Raw genomic sequence first — 18,398 nt, forward strand, 5'->3', positions numbered from 1 at the left:
TTTAACTGACGGTCAGCCAAGCGAGAGAGCACAATGCCCCAAGCCGCCCAGATCTCTGCCTCCAATCCCGAGGGGCAACCTTCGTCCGTAGAGCAGGCAAGTCGCCAGGGCCTTGAGCAGGCATTCGAACTGTTTAATCAGATGTCGAGCCAACTGACTGACTCCTACAGCATGCTTGAAGCGCGGGTCACCGAGCTCAAGGGTGAACTGGCTGTGGTCAGTGCCCAGCGCATGCAGGAGCTGGCGGAAAAAGAACGTCTGGCCAACCGTCTGCAAAACCTCCTTGATCTGTTGCCTGGTGGCGTCATCGTGATTGACGGTCATGGCATCGTGCGCGAAGCCAATCCCGCCGCCATCGACTTGCTCGGTCTGCCGCTGGAGGGCGAGTTGTGGCGCCATGTCATCGCTCGCTGCTTCGCCCCGCGTGAAGACGACGGTCACGAAATCTCCTTGAAGAACGGTCGACGCCTGTCGATTGCCACGCGTTCGCTGGATGCCGAGCCTGGGCAATTGGTGTTGCTCAACGACCTGACAGAAACCCGTCATCTGCAAGATCAACTGGCGCGCCACGAACGCCTGTCCTCGCTGGGACGAATGGTGGCCTCGCTGGCTCATCAGATCCGCACGCCATTGTCCGCCGCTTTGCTTTATGCCAGTCATTTGACTGAGCAGGAGCTGCCGGTCGCCACTCAGCAACGTTTTGCCGGGCGCCTTAAAGAGCGCCTGCACGAGCTGGAGCATCAGGTGCGCGACATGTTGGTGTTCGCTCGCGGCGAATTGCCGCTGACGGATCGCCTCACACCCAATGCCTTGATGCAGGCGCTGCAAGCTGCGGCCCTGACCCACGTACAGGACCTGCCGATTCGCTGGCAGTGCGACAGCCATGCCGGCGAGTTGCTGTGCAATCGTGACACGCTGGTCGGCGCGCTTTTGAATCTGATCGAAAACGCGATTCAGGCCAGCGCCGGCGAGGTGCGGCTGAAAGTGCATTGCTACACCCGCGACAACACCCTGCGGCTATGCGTCAGCGATTCCGGCAGCGGAATCGAACCTGCGGTTCTGGCGCGACTCGGCGAGCCATTTTTTACCACGAAGGTCACCGGCACTGGCCTGGGCCTGACCGTGGTCAAAGCGGTGGCGCGAGCCCATCAGGGAGAATTGCAGCTGCGCTCGCGAGTCGGGCGCGGCACGTGCGCGCAGGTGATCCTGCCGCTGTTTTGCGCTGTACAAGGAGCTGAGTAAAAGACATGGGCATCAAGGTGTTGCTGGTTGAGGATGACCGTTCGTTGCGCGAGGCGCTGGCCGATACGCTGCTGTTGGCCGGCCATGATTTTCACGCGGTCGGCAGCGCTGAAGAAGCGTTGACGGCGGTGGCGCGCGAAGCGTTCAGTCTGGTGATCAGCGACGTCAACATGCCCGGTATGGATGGTCATCAATTGCTCTCGCTGCTGCGTGCGCGTCAGCCACAATTGCCGGTGTTGCTGATGACTGCCCACGGCGCCGTCGAGCGTGCCGTCGATGCAATGCGTCAGGGGGCGGCGGATTATCTGGTCAAGCCGTTCGAGCCCAAAGCCTTGCTCGATCTGGTGTCGCGACATGCGCTGGGCAGCATCGGAGCAACTGACGTCGAAGGCCCGATTGCAGTCGAGCCGGCCAGTGCCCAGCTTCTGGAGTTGTCGGCGCGAGTAGCGCGCAGTGATTCCACGGTGCTGATCTCCGGTGAGTCCGGTACCGGCAAGGAAGTGCTGGCGCGCTACATTCACCAGCAATCCCATCGTGCCACTCAACCGTTTATCGCAATCAATTGCGCCGCGATCCCCGACAACATGCTCGAAGCCACGTTGTTCGGTCACGAGAAAGGTTCGTTCACCGGCGCCATTGCTGCGCAGCCGGGCAAGTTTGAGCAGGCGGACGGTGGCACCATTCTGCTCGACGAAATTTCCGAAATGCCTCTCGGCCTGCAAGCCAAGCTGCTGCGAGTGTTGCAAGAGCGTGAAGTCGAACGGGTCGGCGGGCGCAAGCCCATTACCCTGGATATCCGTGTGGTCGCCACGACCAACCGTGATCTGGCTGCAGAAGTGGCGGCGGGGCGTTTCCGTGAAGATCTTTTTTACCGTCTGTCGGTTTTTCCCCTGGCGTGGCGTCCACTTCGCGAGCGCACTGCCGATATCTTGCCGCTGGCTGAGCGGTTGCTGGCCAAACACGTCAATAAAATGAAGCATGCAGCGGCGAAACTTTCGCCTGAGGCGCAAGCGTGTCTGACCGCGTACCCGTGGCCGGGCAACGTGCGTGAGCTGGATAACGCGATTCAGCGTGCATTGATCCTGCAGCAGGGCGGCGTGATCCAGCCGCAGGATTTCTGCCTGGCAGGGCCGGTGATGTTTGCTGCATTGCCTGTGTCAGTGCCGACGCCTGCGGTGATTCGTGAAGTCGAGATCGATGCGGATTCGGCCGGTGCCTTGGGTGATGACCTGCGCCGCCGGGAGTTTCAGATGATCATCGACACCCTGCGCAGCGAGCGCGGCCGCCGCAAGGAAGCGGCGGAAAAACTCGGCATCAGCCCGCGCACCCTGCGCTACAAGCTGGCGCAAATGCGCGATGCCGGGATGGACGTCGAAGGTTATCTGTTCGCCACTTGATCGCTGGCGCAATGTTTGAAAACGCTTTTCTGAAAGGGCCGGCCTTGAGCTGGCACCCTTGTTGCTAATACCTGTGTACCCGCCGAGTGAGTGTCAAAAAATTGCGGGCCGCCCAAGAGAGTAGACCATGAGCCAAGGTATTGAATTCAATCGGTTGATGATGGACATGAAGGCTATGAAAATAGACGCCATGTCTGCGCCGAAATCGACGACCGCTGTCCCTGAACTGTCGGGCAGCAGCTTTTCCGACATGCTCGGTCAGGCGATCAACAAAGTCAGCAATACCCAGCAGGCGTCGACTCAGTTGGCCAATGCTTTTGAAGTGGGCAAAAGCGGCGTCGATCTGACGGACGTGATGATCGCTTCGCAAAAAGCCAGCGTGTCGTTCCAGGCTCTGACCCAGGTGCGCAACAAACTGGTTCAGGCCTATCAAGACATCATGCAGATGCCGGTATAAGGACGAGATTGAGTCATGGCAGAAGCAGTCGCCGATAACGTTCCGGCCAAGGCCACCCCGATAGACGGCAAACCGCCGTTGTTCGGCCTGTCCTTCCTGGAAAACCTCTCCGAGATGACCATGCTGCGTCAGGTGGGCCTGTTGGTCGGCCTGGCTGCGAGCGTGGCGATTGGCTTTGCCGTGGTGCTGTGGTCGCAGCAGCCGGATTACCGTCCGTTGTATGGCAGCCTTGCCGGCCTGGACGCCAAGCAGGTCATGGAAACCCTGGCCGCAGCCGACATCCCTTACAACGTCGAACCGAGCTCCGGTGCCTTGCTGGTCAAGGCCGATGACTTGTCCCGTGCGCGGCTCAAGCTCGCAGCCGCTGGTGTCACTCCCAGCGACGGCAACATCGGTTATGAAATCCTCGACAAGGAACAGGGGCTGGGTACCAGCCAGTTCATGGAAGCGACCCGTTATCGTCGCGGCCTTGAAGGTGAGCTGGCACGAACCATTTCCAGCCTGAATAACGTCAAGGGTGCCCGCGTGCACCTGGCGATTCCGAAGAGTTCGGTATTCGTGCGCGATGAGCGCAAGCCAAGTGCTTCGGTTCTGGTCGAGCTGTATTCCGGTCGTTCGCTGGAGCCGGGTCAGGTAGTGGCGATCATCAATCTGGTGGCGACTTCCGTTCCCGAGTTGAGCAAATCGCAGATCACCGTCGTCGACCAGAAGGGCAACCTGCTCTCTGATCAGGCGGAAAACTCCGAAATGACCATGGCCGGCAAGCAGTTCGATTACAGCCGCCGCATGGAAAGCATGCTGACCCAGCGCGTCCACAACATTCTGCAACCGGTGCTGGGCAACGATCGCTACAAGGCTGAGGTCTCGGCCGATATCGATTTCAACGCTGTCGAGTCGACTGCCGAACAGTTCAACCCGGATCAACCGGCGTTGCGCAGCGAGCAGTCGGTCAACGAACAACGCACCGCCAGCAATGGCCCGCAAGGTGTGCCGGGAGCCTTGAGCAACCAGCCGCCGTCGCCGGCTTCGGCGCCGCAAACCACCGCAGGTGCAGCCGCTCCGGCCGCCATGGTGCAGCCAGGTCAGCCATTGGTTGACGCCAACGGCCAGCAGATCATGGATCCGGCCACCGGCCAGCCGATGCTCGCGCCGTACCCGGCAGACAAGCGTCAACAATCCACCAAGAACTTCGAACTCGATCGTTCCATCAGCCACACCAAACAGCAGCAGGGTCGCCTGAATCGCCTGTCGGTGTCGGTGGTGGTCGACGATCAGGTCAAGGTCAATGCGGCCAACGGTGAAACCACCCGCGCGCCGTGGACCGCCGACGAACTGGGCCGCTTCACGCGTCTGGTGCAAGACGCGGTCGGCTTCGATGCCAGCCGTGGCGACAGCGTCAGCGTGATCAACATGCCGTTCTCCGCCGAGCGCGGTGAAGTGTTTGCCGAAATTCCGTTCTACTCCCAGCCATGGTTCTGGGACATCGTCAAACAAGTGCTGGGTGTGTTGTTCATTCTGGTGCTGGTGTTTGGTGTGCTGCGTCCGGTGCTCAACAACATTACCGGCGGCGGCAAAGGCAAGGAGCTGGCCGGTTTGGGCAGCGACGTGGAACTCGGAGGCATGGGCGGCCTGGACGGCGAACTGTCCAACGACCGCGTGAGCCTCGGTGGTCCGCAGAGCATTCTGTTGCCGAGCCCGAGCGAGGGTTATGACGCGCAACTGAATGCAATCAAGAGCCTGGTGGCTGAAGATCCGGGCCGTGTGGCTCAGGTCGTGAAAGAGTGGATTAACGCAGATGAGTGATAACCGAGCCGCAACCCTCAAGCTGACCAAGGTCGACAAAGCGGCGATTCTGCTGCTGTCCCTGGGTTCGACCGATGCTGCGCAAGTGCTGCGCCACATGGGCCCCAAAGAGGTTCAGCGTGTGGGTGTGGCCATGGCCCAGATGGGCAACGTCCATCGTGAGCAGGTCGAACAGGTCATGAGCGAGTTCGTCGACATCGTCGGCGATCAGACCAGCCTGGGCGTCGGCTCCGACGACTACGTGCGCAAAATGCTCACCCAGGCACTGGGCGAAGACAAGGCCAACGGCCTGATCGACCGCATCCTGCTCGGTGGCAACACCAGCGGCCTCGACAGCCTGAAATGGATGGAGCCGCGCGCCGTTGCCGACGTGATCCGTTACGAACACCCGCAGATTCAAGCGATCGTGGTCGCGTACCTCGACCCGGATCAGGCCGGTGAAGTGCTCGGCAACTTCGACCACAAGGTGCGTCTGGACATCATCCTGCGCGTCTCGTCGTTGAACACTGTGCAACCGGCGGCATTGAAAGAACTCAACCAGATTCTCGAGAAGCAGTTCTCCGGCAACTCGAATGCCTCGCGCACCACCCTCGGTGGCATCAAGCGTGCGGCCGACATCATGAACTTCCTCGACAGCTCGATCGAAGGCCAGCTCATGGACTCGATCCGCGAAGTCGACGAAGACCTGTCCGGTCAGATCGAAGACCTCATGTTCGTGTTCAACAACCTTGCCGATGTCGACGACCGTGGCATTCAGGCGCTGCTGCGCGAAGTGTCCTCCGACGTGCTGGTACTGGCCCTCAAGGGTTCGGACGAAGGCGTCAAAGAGAAGATCTTCAAGAACATGTCCAAACGTGCCGCCGAACTGTTGCGCGACGACCTCGAGGCCAAAGGCCCGGTGCGCGTCAGCGACGTCGAAACCGCGCAGAAGGAAATCCTCACCATCGCCCGCCGTATGGCCGAAGCCGGAGAAATCGTGCTCGGTGGCAAGGGCGGCGAGGAAATGATCTAAGCCCATGGACAAGCACGACGACGATGTGACGGATCTGATCCGTGCCCGCGATGTCCGCGGTTTCGAGTCCTGGGCGATGCCCAGCTTCGATCCGCCAAAACCGGAACCCGAGCCTGAGCCCGAGCCCGAACCGCCGGAAATGGAAGAAGTGCCGCTGGAAGAAGTCCAGCCACTGACCCTGGAAGAACTCGAAAGCATCCGTCAGGAGGCCTATAACGAAGGCTTCGCGACCGGCGAAAAAGAAGGTTTTCACAGCACCACGCTGAAGGTGCGCCAAGAGGCCGAAGTCGCCTTGGCGGCGAAACTGGCCAGCCTTGAGCAATTGATGGCGAACTTGTTCGAGCCCATCGCCGAGCAAGACACGCAGATCGAAAAATCGTTGGTTGATCTCGTTCAGCACATCACCAGACAGGTGATCAAGCGCGAACTGGCCATCGATTCGAGCCAGATCGAACACGTCATGCGCGACGCCCTCAAGCTGTTGCCGCTGGGTGTCGACAATGTCCGTCTGTTCGTCAATCCGCAGGACTTCGAACAGGCCAAAGCCCTGCGCGAACGTCACGAAGAAAGCTGGCGCATTGTCGAAGACGAAGCGTTGATGCCGGGCGGATGCCGGGTTGAGACGGCGCACAGCCGCATCGATGCGAGCATTGAATCGCGTGTGACGCAGGTCATGGACAAACTGTTCGATCAGTTGCACGAACAGGCCCTGCACCCGGCTGAACCGGACTTGGCTCTGGACATTGCCGAAGACGTCAAACCGGCTACCGTGACTGACGAGCCGCTCGCGGACGCCGACGATGCGCCTTGAACGCACCAGTTTCGCCAAGCGCCTGAGCACTTACGCCGAAGCCACCGAAATTGCCGGCGCGCCGATTCTTGAAGGTCGCCTGCTGCGCATGGTCGGCCTCACGCTGGAAGCCGAAGGCCTGCGCGCCGCCATGGGCACGCGCTGCCTGGTGATCAACGACGACAGCTATCACCCCTCGCAGGTGGAAGCGGAAGTCATGGGTTTCTCCGGCAGCAAAGTCTTTCTGATGCCGGTCGGCAGTGTTGCCGGTATTGCGCCGGGCGCCCGCGTGGTGCCGTTGGCCGATACCGGTCGCCTGCCGATGGGCATGAGCATGCTCGGTCGTGTGCTCGATGGCGCTGGTCGTGCGCTGGACGGCAAGGGCGGCATGAAAGCCGAAGACTGGGTACCGATGGACGGCCCGACGATCAACCCGCTCAACCGTGACCCGATCAGCGAACCGCTGGACGTCGGCATCCGTTGCATCAACGGTTTGCTGACGGTCGGTCGTGGCCAGCGTCTGGGGCTGTTCGCCGGTACCGGTGTCGGTAAATCGGTATTGCTGGGCATGATGACGCGCTTCACCGAGGCCGACATTATCGTCGTCGGCCTGATCGGTGAGCGGGGGCGGGAAGTGAAGGAATTCATCGAGCACAGCCTCGGTGAAGAAGGCCTTCAGCGCTCGGTGGTGGTTGCCTCGCCGGCGGACGATGCGCCGCTGATGCGTTTGCGCGCGGCGATGTACTGCACACGTATCGCCGAGTATTTTCGCGACAAGGGCAAGAATGTCCTGTTGCTGATGGATTCGCTGACCCGTTTCGCTCAGGCCCAGCGGGAAATCGCCTTGGCCATCGGCGAGCCGCCTGCGACCAAGGGTTATCCGCCGTCGGTATTCGCCAAACTGCCGAAACTGGTGGAGCGCGCCGGTAATGCGGAGAAGGGCGGGGGTTCGATCACTGCGTTCTACACCGTATTGTCCGAAGGCGATGACCAGCAGGACCCGATTGCCGACTCGGCGCGGGGCGTGCTCGACGGTCACATCGTGCTGTCGCGGCGTCTGGCCGAGGAAGGGCACTACCCGGCCATCGATATCGAAGCGTCGATCAGCCGGGTAATGCCGGCGGTGGTCTCGGCGGAGCATATGCAGCGTGCGCAGTATTTCAAGCAGCTGTGGTCGCGTTATCAGCAGAGTCGCGACCTGATCAGCGTCGGTGCCTACGTTGCCGGTGGCGACCGCGAGACCGACCTGGCGATTTCCCTGCAAGCGCAGTTGGTCAGGTATCAGCGTCAGGGCCTGAACGACAAAATCAACATGGGCGAAAGCCAGGCATATCTCGAAACCCTGTTCGCTCCTGCGGCGGGCGGGTAACCGCTCATGGCCGTCAGCCGAGCCGCGCGCCTGGCGCCGGTGGTAGACATGGCCGAGAAGGCCGAGAAAACCGCCGTGCAGCGCATGGGTTACTTTCAAGGCCAGGTCAAGGTCGCTGAAAGCAAACTCGCCGACCTGAACGCCTTTCGTCTGGATTACTCCGAGCAGTGGATCGTACGCGGCAGCACGGGCGTGAGCGGGCAATGGCTGCTCGGCTTTCAGGGGTTTCTTGCGCAACTCGACACGGCCGTTGATCAGCAGCGCCAGAGCCTGGTCTGGCACCAGAACAATCTCGACAAGGCGCGTGACGAATGGCAGAAGGCGTTCGCCAAGGTCGAAGGCCTGCGCAAACTGGTCCAGCGGTATCGCGAAGAAGCGCAACGCCTGGAAGACAAGCGCGAGCAGAAGTTGCTGGATGAGTTGTCCCAGCGTTTGCCACGGCATGATCCGTTTTAAACAAGATAAAAAGATCGCAGCCTTCGGTAGCGCCTACACTGACCCCTGTAGGAGCTGCGGCACGCTGCGATCTTTTGACTTCGCTCTGCGCCTTGCCCCAACCCTGTCCAAGTGCTAAACCTTGTAGACGTTTGTTAATGACAAGGAAGCCAGTCAATGTCAGTCGTTACAGAAGTCTCTCCCGATGGTCACAAGGCAACGATTTCAGTCAAAGGACGATTCGATTTCGGTCGTCATCAGGAATTTCGCGAGTCCTACGAGCGACTCAATCAAAAGCCTGAGTCCTTCGTCGTCGACCTGAAAGAAGCCACTTACCTCGATAGTTCTGCGCTGGGCATGCTGCTTCTGCTGCGCGATCACGCCGGTGGCGATGAATCCGATATTCGCGTGGTCAACAGCAACTCCGACGTGCGCAAAATCCTCGCCATCTCCAACTTCGACAAACTGTTCGACATCAGTTGACGGCCATGCAGGCCCAAGAGCCGCTGATAATCCTGATCGCCGAAGACAGCGCTGCCGATCGGCTGCTGCTGTCGACCATCGTCCGTCGTCAGGGCCATGAAGTATTGACGGCGGCCAACGGTAGCGAAGCCGTCGAAATCTTCCGTCGCCAGCAACCGAGTCTGGTGCTGATGGACGCGATGATGCCGGTGATGGATGGCTTCGAAGCCGCGCGGCAGATCAAGGCACTGGCCGGGGAAACGTTGGTACCGATCATCTTTCTGACCTCGCTCACCGAAAGTGAAGCGCTGGCTCGCTGTCTGGAGGCTGGCGGCGACGACTTTCTGGCGAAGCCCTACAACCAGGTGATCCTTGCCGCCAAAATCAAGGCGATGGATCGCTTGCGCCGCTTGCAGGCCACGGTGCTGCAACAGCGCGACCTGATCGCCAAACATCACGACTACCTGCTTAATGAGCAACGTGTTGCCAAAGCGGTATTCGATAAGGTCGCGCATTCCGGTTGCTTGAGTGCGCCGAACATCCGCTATCTGCAATCTCCCTACGCGCTGTTCAACGGTGATTTGTTGCTGGCGGCGTACACGCCAGCGGGTGACATGCATGTGCTGCTCGGCGATTTTACCGGGCACGGCTTGCCGGCTGCGGTGGGGGCCATGCCGCTGGCGGAAGTGTTTTATGGCATGACAGCCAAGGGTTACGGCTTGTCCGAAACCCTGCGAGAGATGAATGCCAAGCTCAAACGCATTTTGCCGGTCGACATGTTTTGCTGCGCGACGCTGCTGTCCCTGAGCTTTCAACGGCGCTCGGTCGAGGTGTGGAACGGCGGCATGCCGGACGGCTATCTGCACCGGATTGCCAGTGGCGAACGCATACCGTTGGCCGCACGGCATCTGCCGCTGGGTGTGCTCAGCCCGCAAGCATTTGATGGCGGTACGCAAGTGCATCCGATGGCCGTCGGTGATCGGGTCTTCCTGTTGTCCGACGGGGTGATCGATACCAGCGATGCCAGCGACCAGTTGTTCGGCGTCGAGCGCCTACAGCAAGTATTCGCCGCCAATCGTGAGCCGGATCGGCTGTTCGAGGACATTGAGCGGGCACTGCGGGATTTTCGCGGCGAGGCTCGTGACGATGTCAGCATGGTCGAGGTCAGTCTGCTGGAGCCTGCGCAGGTTAATCCGCCGGCGCCGGTGTATTCGGACAGTGGCCAATTGAGCCCGCTGGACTGGTCGGTGAGCTTCGAATTCCGCGGCGCTACGCTCAGGCGTTACAACCCGTTGCCCTACCTGCTGCAGTTGCTTCTGGAAGTGCACGGCCTGCGCACGCAAAGCGGCGCGTTGTACAGCGTGCTCGCGGAGTTGTATTCCAATGCGTTGGAGCACGGGGTGTTGGGGCTCGATTCCAGCCTCAAGCGCGATGCCGCAGGCTTCGCCCGCTATTATGAACAGCGCAACGCGCGTCTGGAGGTCTTGCAGGACGGCTATGTGCGTGTGCATTTGCAAGTCAGACCGCAAGGCACAGGTGGCTGTCTGGTCATTCGTGTCGACGACAGCGGCAAGGGATTTGATGTGGCGCGGGTGATGGAGCGACCGCTGGACGGTGTCCGTTTGTCGGGGCGTGGTGTCAGCGTAGTCCGTCAATTGGGGCGCAACGCCAGTTGGTCGGACGAAGGTCGTAGTGCTCACGTGGAGTTTTTCTGGGAGGTTGAGGCATAATCGGCGCAATTCTTGATCAAGGAGTGAGCAAGTGGCAGATAAACAAGTTGATCGCGAGGTACTGCATACCTTGCGCGAAGTGATGGAAGACAGTTATCCGGACCTGCTGGATACCTTCCTGAGCGATTCCGAAATCCGTTTGCATGAGCTGCAAAAGACCGCTGATGCCCGGGTTCTTTCGGAGGTTGCTCACAGCTTCAAGGGCAGCGCCAGCAATATGGGGGCTGTTCGACTGGCAGCGCTGTGCCAGGAGCTTGAGTCCGACGCAAAAAACAAGAGCGCGGCAGAAAACGTCAAACTGGTGGCTGAAATCAGCGGCGAATTTGCCAATGTGCGCCCTGTTTACGAAAACGAGCGACAGCACATTCACCTTCACTGACGCCTCCGTTCGGCGCTTTTCTCAAGTGTCGGGCCAATATGGCCCGGCGCTTGCTAATAACTCCATAACTGTACCTTCGATCCCAGTGCAGCGGAGACCGTTTCATGCCTGCGACCCCCAACATTGTTCTTCAGAGCGCCGCCCAGGCCAAGGCTCAGGCCGCGTCTGTCAAAACGTCGGCAATGGCTGCAGACGCCGGGGCCAAGGCTTCAAGCTTCGCTAAAGTGTTCGCCGATCAGGGCTCAGGCAAGCCTGCGGTCACTGCTGACAATTCGGTGAAATCGACGCGCGACAAGGTTGCAGACACCAGCAGCAAAAAGGACGTCGGCACCGATCAGTCTGCCGCTCCCGAGCCGACGGTTGCCGATAGCGGCAAGGCGTTGCCTGCTGATCAAGCGGCATCGAGCGATGACAAGGCTGCCAGCGACGATGGCGCACAGACGCCGGTAGCCGACGCCACTGTCGTTGATGCCCCAGTGGTCGACCCGGCGCTGGATCCGGCGTTGGCTGCCATCGTGCAACCGGCCGTAACGGCGCCCGTGGTAGCGGCTCCAGTGGTTGCAGCGGCCGCACCGGTCCAGGACGAAACCCCGGAAGTTGCCGTGCTGCCGGGTATGGTCAAAGACCCGGCGGCCAGCGCTGACAGCGATTTCGACCCTTCGGCCGATCCGCTCGACTCGTTGCCTGCCGTGCGTATGGCGATGGAGCAGGGTGGTCATATTTCCGCCGCCAGCCAAGCGCAGCCCAAAGCTGCGCCAGCGCAGGTCGACGGTGAATTGACCTCGGCGCAGACTTTTGCCGCAGGCATGGCCAGCATGCTTGACGTGCAGACCGACAAGGACAGCACCAGTCAGGGCGGTGAAAAGGCCTTCAGCGGTCTGCTCGATGATGGCCTCAAAGACCTCAAGTCCGCCACCAGCGATACCCGCGTCGATGACTTCGCTAACCGTCTGGCAGCGCTGACCCAGGCGGCTACACCGAAGACCGCGAACGCTGTGCCGGTCAATCAGCCGATTGCCATGCATCAAAGCGGCTGGACCGAAGAAGTGGTCAACCGCGTCATGTATCTGTCGAGCGTCAATCTGAAGGCGGCGGACATTCAGTTGCAGCCGGCCGAATTGGGTCGTCTGGATATCCGCGTGAACATGGTCCCGGATCAGCAGACCCAAGTGACGTTCATGAGTGCGCACCCGAGTGTGCGTGAGGCGCTCGACGGCCAGATGCATCGCCTGCGTGAGATGTTCAACCAGCAGGGCATGGGCCAGGTCGACGTCAACGTGTCCGACCAGAACCGTGGCTGGCAGGGTCAGCAAGGTCAGGAGCAGGCGCAACAAGGCCAGAGCGGGCGTACCAATGCTGGCGGCGGTCGACTGGATTCGGCGGATGAAGAACTGGCAGCTGCCGCTGTTGCTGAAGCAGCCGTTCAAACCACCAGCGTGATCGGCACCAGCGCTGTCGATTATTACGCCTGATCCGGAATTAACCACAATACCTGTGGGAGCTGGCTTGCCAGCTATAGCGATGGCACATTCGATATCAATGTGTCAGACACATCGCCATCGCTGGCAAGCCAGCTCCCACAGGGTCTTGCGTCGATCAACTGTTCCCTCGGTCCTTCCTTCCAACACTTCTGGCATAACACTTGCTCTTGCCTTGCCGTGCGACTGTGAAAACCCGAATAGTGACGGATTATTGGCATGGCGAAGAGCGAAACAGCAGCAGTAAAAGACCCCGCAACCAAAGGCAAACTCAAGCTGATCATCGTGATCGTGCTGGCGTTGTTGTTGGCCATTGGTGCGTCCGTGGGGGCGACCTGGTTCTTCATGCACAGCGCTCAGAGCAAGCCTGCCGATGCCGCCGAAGCTGCGCCGGTCGGCAAGCAGCCGGCGATTTTTGAGCCGATGGCGCCAGCCTTCGTTGCCAACTACAACCAGAACGGCCGTCAGCGCTACATGCAGGTGAGCATCACCATGCTGGCGCGTAACCAGGCCGATCTGGAAGCGCTGAAAGTGCACATGCCGGTGATCCGCAACAATCTGGTGATGCTCTTCTCCGGTCAGGATTTCGCCACCTTGGCGACCCCGGTCGGCCAGGAAATGTTGCGCCAGAAGGCTACCGCCAGCGTGCAGGAAGTGGCGCAGAAAGAGCTGGGCAAAGTGGTGATCGAACAGTTGCTTTTCACTAATTTCGTACTGCAGTAGGAACACGACATGGCCGTGCAGGATCTGCTGTCCCAGGATGAAATCGATGCGCTGTTGCATGGCGTCGACGATGGTCTGGTACAGACCGATAACGCTGCCGAACCCGGCAGTGTCAAAAGCTACGACCTGACCAGCCAGGATCGCATCGTCCGTGGACGCATGCCGACTCTGGAAATGATCAACGAGCGTTTTGCCCGCTACACCCGCATCAGCATGTTCAACATGCTGCGCCGCTCGGCGGACGTTGCCGTCGGTGGCGTACAGGTGATGAAGTTCGGCGAATACGTGCACTCGTTGTATGTGCCGACCAGTCTCAACCTGGTCAAGATCAAACCCCTGCGCGGCACCGCGCTGTTCATCCTCGACGCCAAACTGGTGTTCAAACTGGTGGACAACTTCTTCGGCGGCGACGGCCGTCACGCCAAGATCGAAGGGCGTGAGTTCACCCCGACCGAACTGCGCGTGGTGCGCATGGTGCTGGAGCAGGCCTTCGTCGATCTGAAAGAAGCGTGGCAGGCGATCATGGAAGTCAATTTCGAGTACATCAACTCGGAAGTGAACCCGGCCATGGCCAACATCGTCGGCCCGAGCGAAGCGATTGTGGTCTCCACCTTCCACATCGAACTCGATGGCGGTGGCGGCGACCTGCACGTGACCATGCCGTACTCGATGATTGAGCCGGTGCGTGAAATGCTCGACGCCGGTTTCCAGTCGGACCTCGACGATCAGGACGAGCGCTGGGTCAACGCCCTGCGCCAGGACGTGCTCGATGTCGACGTACCAATCGGCGCTACCGTTGCTCGTCGCCAGTTGAAACTGCGCGACATCCTGCACATGCAGCCGGGGGATGTGATCCCGGTCGAGATGCCGGACGAAATGATCATGCGCGCCAACGGCGTGCCGGCCTTCAAGGTCAAGATGGGCTCGCACAAAGGCAACCTCGCGTTGCAGGTGATCGAGCCGATCGAGCGTCGCTGAAGCGGCGCTTTCACCCCCCACATTTAGCTGAATTTTTGCCCGCCGAGGACAAATGATGAACGACGATATGAACGCCCAGGACGATCAGGCACTGGCAGACGAATGGGCTGCTGCCCTGGAAGAAACCGGTGACGGTCAATCCGAAATCGACGCACTGCTGGCGGCCGACGCATCCAGCGGCTCGCGTCTGCCGATGGAAGAGTTCGGCAGCGTGCCGAAGAACAACGATCCGGTGACGCTGGACGGCCCGAACCTGGACGTGATCCTCGACATCCCGGTGTCCATCTCGATGGAAGTCGGCAGCACCGACATCAACATCCGCAACCTGCTGCAACTCAACCAGGGTTCGGTGATCGAGCTTGATCGTCTGGCCGGTGAGCCGCTGGACGTGCTGGTCAACGGCACGCTGATCGCCCACGGCGAAGTAGTGGTGGTCAACGAGAAGTTCGGCATCCGCCTGACCGACGTGATCAGCCCAAGCGAACGCATCAAGAAGCTGCGCTGAGTGAAAAGGTTTCTCTGGGCTCTGCTGGCTTTGCCCCTGTGCGTGTTGGCCGCCGAACCGGTTACCGGCAACGCTGCGCCTGCCGCTGCTACCGCGCCGATGGTCAACAGTGGCGTGGCCGGGCAATTGACGCAGTTGGTGTTCGGCCTGCTGCTGGTGTTGGGGTTGATCTTCTTCCTCGCCTGGCTGTTGCGTCGGGTGCAGCAGGCGGGGCCGGCGGGCAAAGGGCAGGTGATCGAGCTGATCGGCTCGCGCGCGCTCGGCCCGCGTGACCGTCTGATGCTGGTGCAGGTCGGCAACGAGCAGATTCTGCTTGGCTTGAGCCCCGGCACCATCACCGCGCTGCACGTGCTCAAAGAGCCGGTCGAGGTGCCAGGCACCAGCGAGAAAGCGACGCCGGAATTCGCCCAGCATCTGCTGAGAATTCTCGGCAAGGATCAGAAGGATAAGAAGTAATGGGTGCGCTACGCATCGTCTTGACGCTGGCCCTGATGCTGGCCGCGCCGCTGGCGTTCGCCGCCGATCCGTTGTCGATCCCGGCGATCACGCTGGGCACCAACGCCGACGGCGCGCAGGAATATTCGGTCAGTCTGCAGATCCTGCTGATCATGACCGCGCTGAGTTTTATTCCGGCGGCGGTCATCCTGATGACCAGTTTCACGCGGATCATCATCGTCTTCTCGATCCTGCGTCAGGCCCTCGGCTTGCAGCAGACGCCGTCGAACCAGATCCTCACCGGCATGGCGCTGTTCCTGACGATGTTCATCATGGCGCCGGTGTTCGACCGGGTGAACAAGGATGCGCTGCAGCCGTATCTGGCGGAAACACTCACCGCCCAGCAAGCGGTGGAAAAGGCTCAGGTGCCGATTAAGGACTTCATGCTCGCGCAGACGCGCACCAGCGATCTTGAGCTGTTCATGCGCCTGTCCAAGCGCACAGACATCGCTACCCCGGATCAAGCGCCGCTGACCATTCTGGTGCCGGCGTTCGTCACGTCCGAGCTGAAAACGGCGTTCCAGATCGGCTTCATGATCTTCATTCCCTTCCTGATCATCGACCTCGTCGTGGCCAGTGTGCTGATGGCGATGGGTATGATGATGCTCTCGCCGCTGATCATCTCGCTGCCGTTCAAGATCATGCTGTTCGTGCTGGTGGATGGCTGGGCGCTGATTATCGGCACCCTGGCCAGCAGTTTCGGAGGTGTCTCGCCATGACGCCGGAAGTCGCGGTCGATATCTTTCGTGAGGCGCTGTGGCTGACCACACTGATGGTCGCGATTCTGGTGGTGCCGAGCCTGTTGGTGGGCTTGCTGGTGGCGATGTTTCAGGCGGCCACGCAGATCAACGAACAGACGTTGAGCTTTCTGCCGCGTCTGCTGGTGATGCTGGTGACCCTGATTGTCGGCGGTCCGTGGATCGTGCAGACGTTCATGGAATACATCATCGAGTTGTACAAAAACATCCCGATGGTCATCGGCTAAGCCATGCAATCGCTGCTTCAGCTGACCGACACCCAGATCAGTTCCTGGGTGGCGACGTTCATGTTGCCGCTGTTTCGGGTCGCGTCGATGCTGATGGTCATGCCGGTATTCGGCACGACCCTCATCCCGCGGCGCGTGCGACTGTATTTCGCCGTCGCGATCACCGTGGTGATTGTCCCCGGCCTGCCGCCGATGCCGGCAGTGAGTCCGCTCGATCTCAGTGGCTTGCTGCTGATTGCCGAGCAGATTCTGGTCGGCGCGGTGCTCGGGTTTTCCCTGCAACTGTTTTTCCAGGCGTTTGCCGTGGCCGGGCAGATTGTCGCGATCCAGATGGGCATGGGCTTCGCCTCGATGGTCGACCCGGCCAACGGCGTTTCGGTGGCGGTGATCGGGCAGTTTTTCACCATGCTCGTGACGTTGTTGTTCCTGTCGATGAACGGCCATCTGGTGGTGTTCGAAGTCCTCACTGAAAGCTTCACCACGCTGCCGGTCGGCAGTGGGCTGATGACCGCGCATTATTGGGAGTTGGCCGGCAAACTCGGCTGGGTCCTGGGGGCGGCGTTGCTGCTGGTGCTGCCGGCAGTGACCGCGTTGCTGGTGGTTAACATCGCCTTTGGCGTAATGACCCGCGCCGCGCCGCAACTGAACATTTTTTCCATCGGTTTTCCGCTGACGCTGGTGCTCGGGCTGTTCATCGTCTGGGTCGGGCTGGCAGACATTCTCAATCAGTATCAGCCGCTGGCCACCGAGGCCTTGCAGTTGCTACGCGAACTGGCACGGGCGCGCTGAGTCATGGCAGAGAGCGAAAGCGGTCAGGACAAAACAGAAGACCCCACGGAGAAACGTAAAAAGGATTCCCGTGAGAAGGGCGAGATTGCCCGCTCGAAAGAGCTCAACACCCTCGCTGTAATGATGGCTGGTTCCGGCGCGCTGTTGGTGTTCGGCGGCATGCTTGCCGAAGACCTGATGGACCTGATGCGCCTGAACTTCACGCTGTCACGCGAAGTGATCATGGACCAGGGCTCCATGGGGGCGTTTCTCTTGCAGTCAGGGAAAATCGCCTTGGTGGCGATTCAGCCGATCATGATCACTCTGCTGTTGGCCGCACTGATCGGACCGATTTCCCTCGGAGGCTGGCTATTCGCGGCTGGCTCCATGGCGCCCAAGTTCAGCCGGATGAACCCGGCGGCGGGCCTGAAGCGGATGTTCTCGATGAAAGCCATCATCGAACTGCTCAAGGCGCTGGCCAAGTTTTCGATCACCCTGTCCGTGGCCCTGATGGTGTTGGCTGCGGACGTCGATGACTTGCTGCGTATTGCCCATGAACCGCTCGAGCTGGCGATCATTCACAGTGTGGTACTGGTCGGCTGGAGCACGCTGTGGCTCGCCTGCGGTCTGATCATCATCGCTGCGGTCGATGTCCCGGTGCAGATCTGGGAGAGCATGAAAAAGCTCAAAATGACCAAGCAGGAAGTGCGCGACGAACACAAGGATCAGGAAGGTCGGCCTGAAGTCAAACAGCGCATCCGCCAGACCCAGCGCGAGATGTCCCAGCGGCGCATGATGGCGGCAATTCCCGACGCCGACGTGGTCATCACCAACCCGACCCACTACGCCGTGGCGCTGAAATACGATTCGGAGAAGGGCGGCGCGCCGATGCTGATCGCCAAGGGCAGCGACTTCCTGGCGCTGAAGATCCGCGAAATCGCCGTGGCCAACAACGTCATGCTGCTTGAATCGCCAGGGTTGGCCCGGTCGATCTACTACTCCACCGAACTCGATCAGGAAATCCCTGGCGGGTTGTATCTGGCCGTTGCCCAGGTATTGGCCTACGTCTACCAGATCCGCCAATACCGCGCGGGCAAGGGCAAGCGTCCGGATCCGCTCAAGGATGATTTGCCGATTCCTCCGGACTTGCGGCGCGATTCCTGACATTACCGTGATGAAACAAAAAAACCGCCGTCCCGATTGAACGGGACGGCGGTTTTTTTATGTCAGGCCAAATGCCAATCCAACATTCACAGAGGTCATTGTGGCGAGGGGATTTATCCCCGTTGGGCTGCGCAGCAGCCCCTAAAAACTGAGCGTGCGGTATTCCTGATGTACCGAAGTTTGAGGTTTTACGACTGCTGCGCAGCCGAACGGGGATAAATCCCCT

20 protein-coding genes are annotated in these 18,398 nt (G+C 60.2%); all 20 read left to right on the top strand.

Translation table 11 applies throughout. From position 1 onward, the window contains the following. Window positions 1–33 precede the first annotated feature (33 nt). The 20 genes from ACA061_RS07385 (at window position 34) to flhB (ending at window position 18,172) form a co-directional block, all read left to right on the top strand. On the top strand, window positions 34–1,242 hold the full coding sequence (locus ACA061_RS07385; RefSeq protein WP_150602922.1) for a sensor histidine kinase: 1,209 nt from the start codon (window positions 34–36) through the stop codon (window positions 1,240–1,242). A gap of 5 nt (window positions 1,243–1,247) precedes the next feature. After that, complete coding sequence (gene fleR / locus ACA061_RS07390) at window positions 1,248–2,639, top strand: sigma-54-dependent response regulator transcription factor FleR (protein ID WP_150618507.1); 1,392 nt, start codon at window positions 1,248–1,250, stop codon at window positions 2,637–2,639. 127 nt (window positions 2,640–2,766) lie between these two features. Further along, window positions 2,767–3,096, top strand: a complete 330-nt coding sequence (gene fliE / locus ACA061_RS07395) for a flagellar hook-basal body complex protein FliE (RefSeq protein WP_150602920.1) — start codon at window positions 2,767–2,769, stop codon at window positions 3,094–3,096. Window positions 3,097–3,111: 15 nt separating this feature from the next. Beyond that, on the top strand, window positions 3,112–4,899 hold the full coding sequence (gene fliF, locus ACA061_RS07400) for a flagellar basal-body MS-ring/collar protein FliF (protein ID WP_150602919.1): 1,788 nt from the start codon (window positions 3,112–3,114) through the stop codon (window positions 4,897–4,899). After that, window positions 4,892–5,911 carry a flagellar motor switch protein FliG gene (gene fliG, locus ACA061_RS07405; RefSeq protein WP_016984305.1) on the top strand — a complete coding sequence of 340 codons (1,020 nt, stop codon included), beginning with the start codon at window positions 4,892–4,894 and terminating at the stop codon, window positions 5,909–5,911. Before fliF ends, fliG begins: the two co-directional genes overlap by 8 nt. Window positions 5,912–5,915: 4 nt before the next feature. Further along, window positions 5,916–6,722, top strand: coding sequence for a flagellar assembly protein FliH (fliH, locus tag ACA061_RS07410; protein ID WP_210700847.1), 807 nt, complete (start codon window positions 5,916–5,918; stop codon window positions 6,720–6,722). Continuing rightward, window positions 6,712–8,070 carry a flagellar protein export ATPase FliI gene (gene fliI / locus ACA061_RS07415; RefSeq protein WP_042558221.1) on the top strand — a complete coding sequence of 453 codons (1,359 nt, stop codon included), beginning with the start codon at window positions 6,712–6,714 and terminating at the stop codon, window positions 8,068–8,070. The genes fliH and fliI overlap by 11 nt, the downstream gene beginning before the upstream one ends. Window positions 8,071–8,076: 6 nt before the next feature. After that, complete coding sequence (gene fliJ, locus ACA061_RS07420) at window positions 8,077–8,526, top strand: flagellar export protein FliJ (protein WP_115147823.1); 450 nt, start codon at window positions 8,077–8,079, stop codon at window positions 8,524–8,526. A gap of 156 nt (window positions 8,527–8,682) precedes the next feature. Next, the gene (locus tag ACA061_RS07425; RefSeq protein WP_150618510.1) at window positions 8,683–8,988 is read left to right on the top strand and encodes an STAS domain-containing protein; all 306 of its coding nucleotides are present in this window, start codon (window positions 8,683–8,685) and stop codon (window positions 8,986–8,988) included. 5 nt (window positions 8,989–8,993) lie between these two features. Further along, a complete protein-coding gene (locus ACA061_RS07430) occupies window positions 8,994–10,697 on the top strand; it encodes an ATP-binding SpoIIE family protein phosphatase (RefSeq protein WP_150618511.1) in 1,704 nt (567 codons plus the stop codon). A gap of 31 nt (window positions 10,698–10,728) precedes the next feature. After that, a complete protein-coding gene (locus ACA061_RS07435) occupies window positions 10,729–11,076 on the top strand; it encodes an Hpt domain-containing protein (RefSeq protein ID WP_497301017.1) in 348 nt (115 codons plus the stop codon). 104 nt (window positions 11,077–11,180) lie between these two features. Then, window positions 11,181–12,548: a flagellar hook-length control protein FliK gene (locus tag ACA061_RS07440; RefSeq protein ID WP_497301019.1), complete on the top strand. Its 1,368-nt coding sequence runs from the start codon at window positions 11,181–11,183 to the stop codon at window positions 12,546–12,548. A 225-nt stretch (window positions 12,549–12,773) separates the two neighbouring features. After that, window positions 12,774–13,277 (top strand): flagellar basal body-associated protein FliL, encoded by a 504-nt coding sequence (fliL, locus tag ACA061_RS07445; protein ID WP_150602913.1) that lies wholly within the window; start codon window positions 12,774–12,776, stop codon window positions 13,275–13,277. A gap of 9 nt (window positions 13,278–13,286) precedes the next feature. After that, on the top strand, window positions 13,287–14,255 hold the full coding sequence (fliM, locus tag ACA061_RS07450) for a flagellar motor switch protein FliM (RefSeq protein WP_007920032.1): 969 nt from the start codon (window positions 13,287–13,289) through the stop codon (window positions 14,253–14,255). Window positions 14,256–14,310: 55 nt separating this feature from the next. Then, window positions 14,311–14,760 carry a flagellar motor switch protein FliN gene (gene fliN, locus ACA061_RS07455; RefSeq protein WP_042558227.1) on the top strand — a complete coding sequence of 150 codons (450 nt, stop codon included), beginning with the start codon at window positions 14,311–14,313 and terminating at the stop codon, window positions 14,758–14,760. Next, complete coding sequence (gene fliO / locus ACA061_RS07460) at window positions 14,761–15,216, top strand: flagellar biosynthetic protein FliO (protein ID WP_150602912.1); 456 nt, start codon at window positions 14,761–14,763, stop codon at window positions 15,214–15,216. It abuts the gene before it with no gap. Continuing rightward, window positions 15,216–15,974 (top strand): flagellar type III secretion system pore protein FliP, encoded by a 759-nt coding sequence (fliP, locus tag ACA061_RS07465; RefSeq protein WP_016984314.1) that lies wholly within the window; start codon window positions 15,216–15,218, stop codon window positions 15,972–15,974. The genes fliO and fliP overlap by 1 nt, the downstream gene beginning before the upstream one ends. Further along, the gene (fliQ, locus tag ACA061_RS07470; RefSeq protein ID WP_042558229.1) at window positions 15,971–16,240 is read left to right on the top strand and encodes a flagellar biosynthesis protein FliQ; all 270 of its coding nucleotides are present in this window, start codon (window positions 15,971–15,973) and stop codon (window positions 16,238–16,240) included. The genes fliP and fliQ overlap by 4 nt, the downstream gene beginning before the upstream one ends. A gap of 3 nt (window positions 16,241–16,243) precedes the next feature. Beyond that, a complete protein-coding gene (gene fliR, locus ACA061_RS07475) occupies window positions 16,244–17,029 on the top strand; it encodes a flagellar biosynthetic protein FliR (protein WP_103305378.1) in 786 nt (261 codons plus the stop codon). Window positions 17,030–17,032: 3 nt separating this feature from the next. Continuing rightward, on the top strand, window positions 17,033–18,172 hold the full coding sequence (gene flhB, locus ACA061_RS07480; protein ID WP_150618514.1) for a flagellar biosynthesis protein FlhB: 1,140 nt from the start codon (window positions 17,033–17,035) through the stop codon (window positions 18,170–18,172). Window positions 18,173–18,398 lie beyond the last annotated feature (226 nt).

The sequence above is a fragment of the Pseudomonas sp. LBUM1668 genome (genome assembly GCF_059695715.1).

Excerpts from the sequence above, each read along its gene's own strand:
- fliI (WP_042558221.1), top strand. The coding sequence starts at position 6,712 with ATGCGCCTTGAACGCACCAGTTTCGCCAAGCGCCTGAGCACTTACGCC.
- ACA061_RS07425 (WP_150618510.1), top strand. The coding sequence starts at position 8,683 with ATGTCAGTCGTTACAGAAGTCTCTCCCGATGGTCACAAGGCAACGATT.
- fliP (WP_016984314.1), top strand. The coding sequence starts at position 15,216 with ATGGGTGCGCTACGCATCGTCTTGACGCTGGCCCTGATGCTGGCCGCG.
- fleR (WP_150618507.1), top strand. The coding sequence starts at position 1,248 with ATGGGCATCAAGGTGTTGCTGGTTGAGGATGACCGTTCGTTGCGCGAG.
- fliM (WP_007920032.1), top strand. The coding sequence starts at position 13,287 with ATGGCCGTGCAGGATCTGCTGTCCCAGGATGAAATCGATGCGCTGTTG.
- fliR (WP_103305378.1), top strand. The coding sequence starts at position 16,244 with ATGCAATCGCTGCTTCAGCTGACCGACACCCAGATCAGTTCCTGGGTG.
- fliL (WP_150602913.1), top strand. The coding sequence starts at position 12,774 with ATGGCGAAGAGCGAAACAGCAGCAGTAAAAGACCCCGCAACCAAAGGC.
- fliF (WP_150602919.1), top strand. The coding sequence starts at position 3,112 with ATGGCAGAAGCAGTCGCCGATAACGTTCCGGCCAAGGCCACCCCGATA.
- fliG (WP_016984305.1), top strand. The coding sequence starts at position 4,892 with ATGAGTGATAACCGAGCCGCAACCCTCAAGCTGACCAAGGTCGACAAA.
- ACA061_RS07440 (WP_497301019.1), top strand. The coding sequence starts at position 11,181 with ATGCCTGCGACCCCCAACATTGTTCTTCAGAGCGCCGCCCAGGCCAAG.
- fliE (WP_150602920.1), top strand. The coding sequence starts at position 2,767 with ATGAGCCAAGGTATTGAATTCAATCGGTTGATGATGGACATGAAGGCT.
- fliN (WP_042558227.1), top strand. The coding sequence starts at position 14,311 with ATGAACGACGATATGAACGCCCAGGACGATCAGGCACTGGCAGACGAA.
- fliH (WP_210700847.1), top strand. The coding sequence starts at position 5,916 with ATGGACAAGCACGACGACGATGTGACGGATCTGATCCGTGCCCGCGAT.
- fliJ (WP_115147823.1), top strand. The coding sequence starts at position 8,077 with ATGGCCGTCAGCCGAGCCGCGCGCCTGGCGCCGGTGGTAGACATGGCC.
- ACA061_RS07430 (WP_150618511.1), top strand. The coding sequence starts at position 8,994 with ATGCAGGCCCAAGAGCCGCTGATAATCCTGATCGCCGAAGACAGCGCT.
- fliQ (WP_042558229.1), top strand. The coding sequence starts at position 15,971 with ATGACGCCGGAAGTCGCGGTCGATATCTTTCGTGAGGCGCTGTGGCTG.
- flhB (WP_150618514.1), top strand. The coding sequence starts at position 17,033 with ATGGCAGAGAGCGAAAGCGGTCAGGACAAAACAGAAGACCCCACGGAG.
- ACA061_RS07385 (WP_150602922.1), top strand. The coding sequence starts at position 34 with ATGCCCCAAGCCGCCCAGATCTCTGCCTCCAATCCCGAGGGGCAACCT.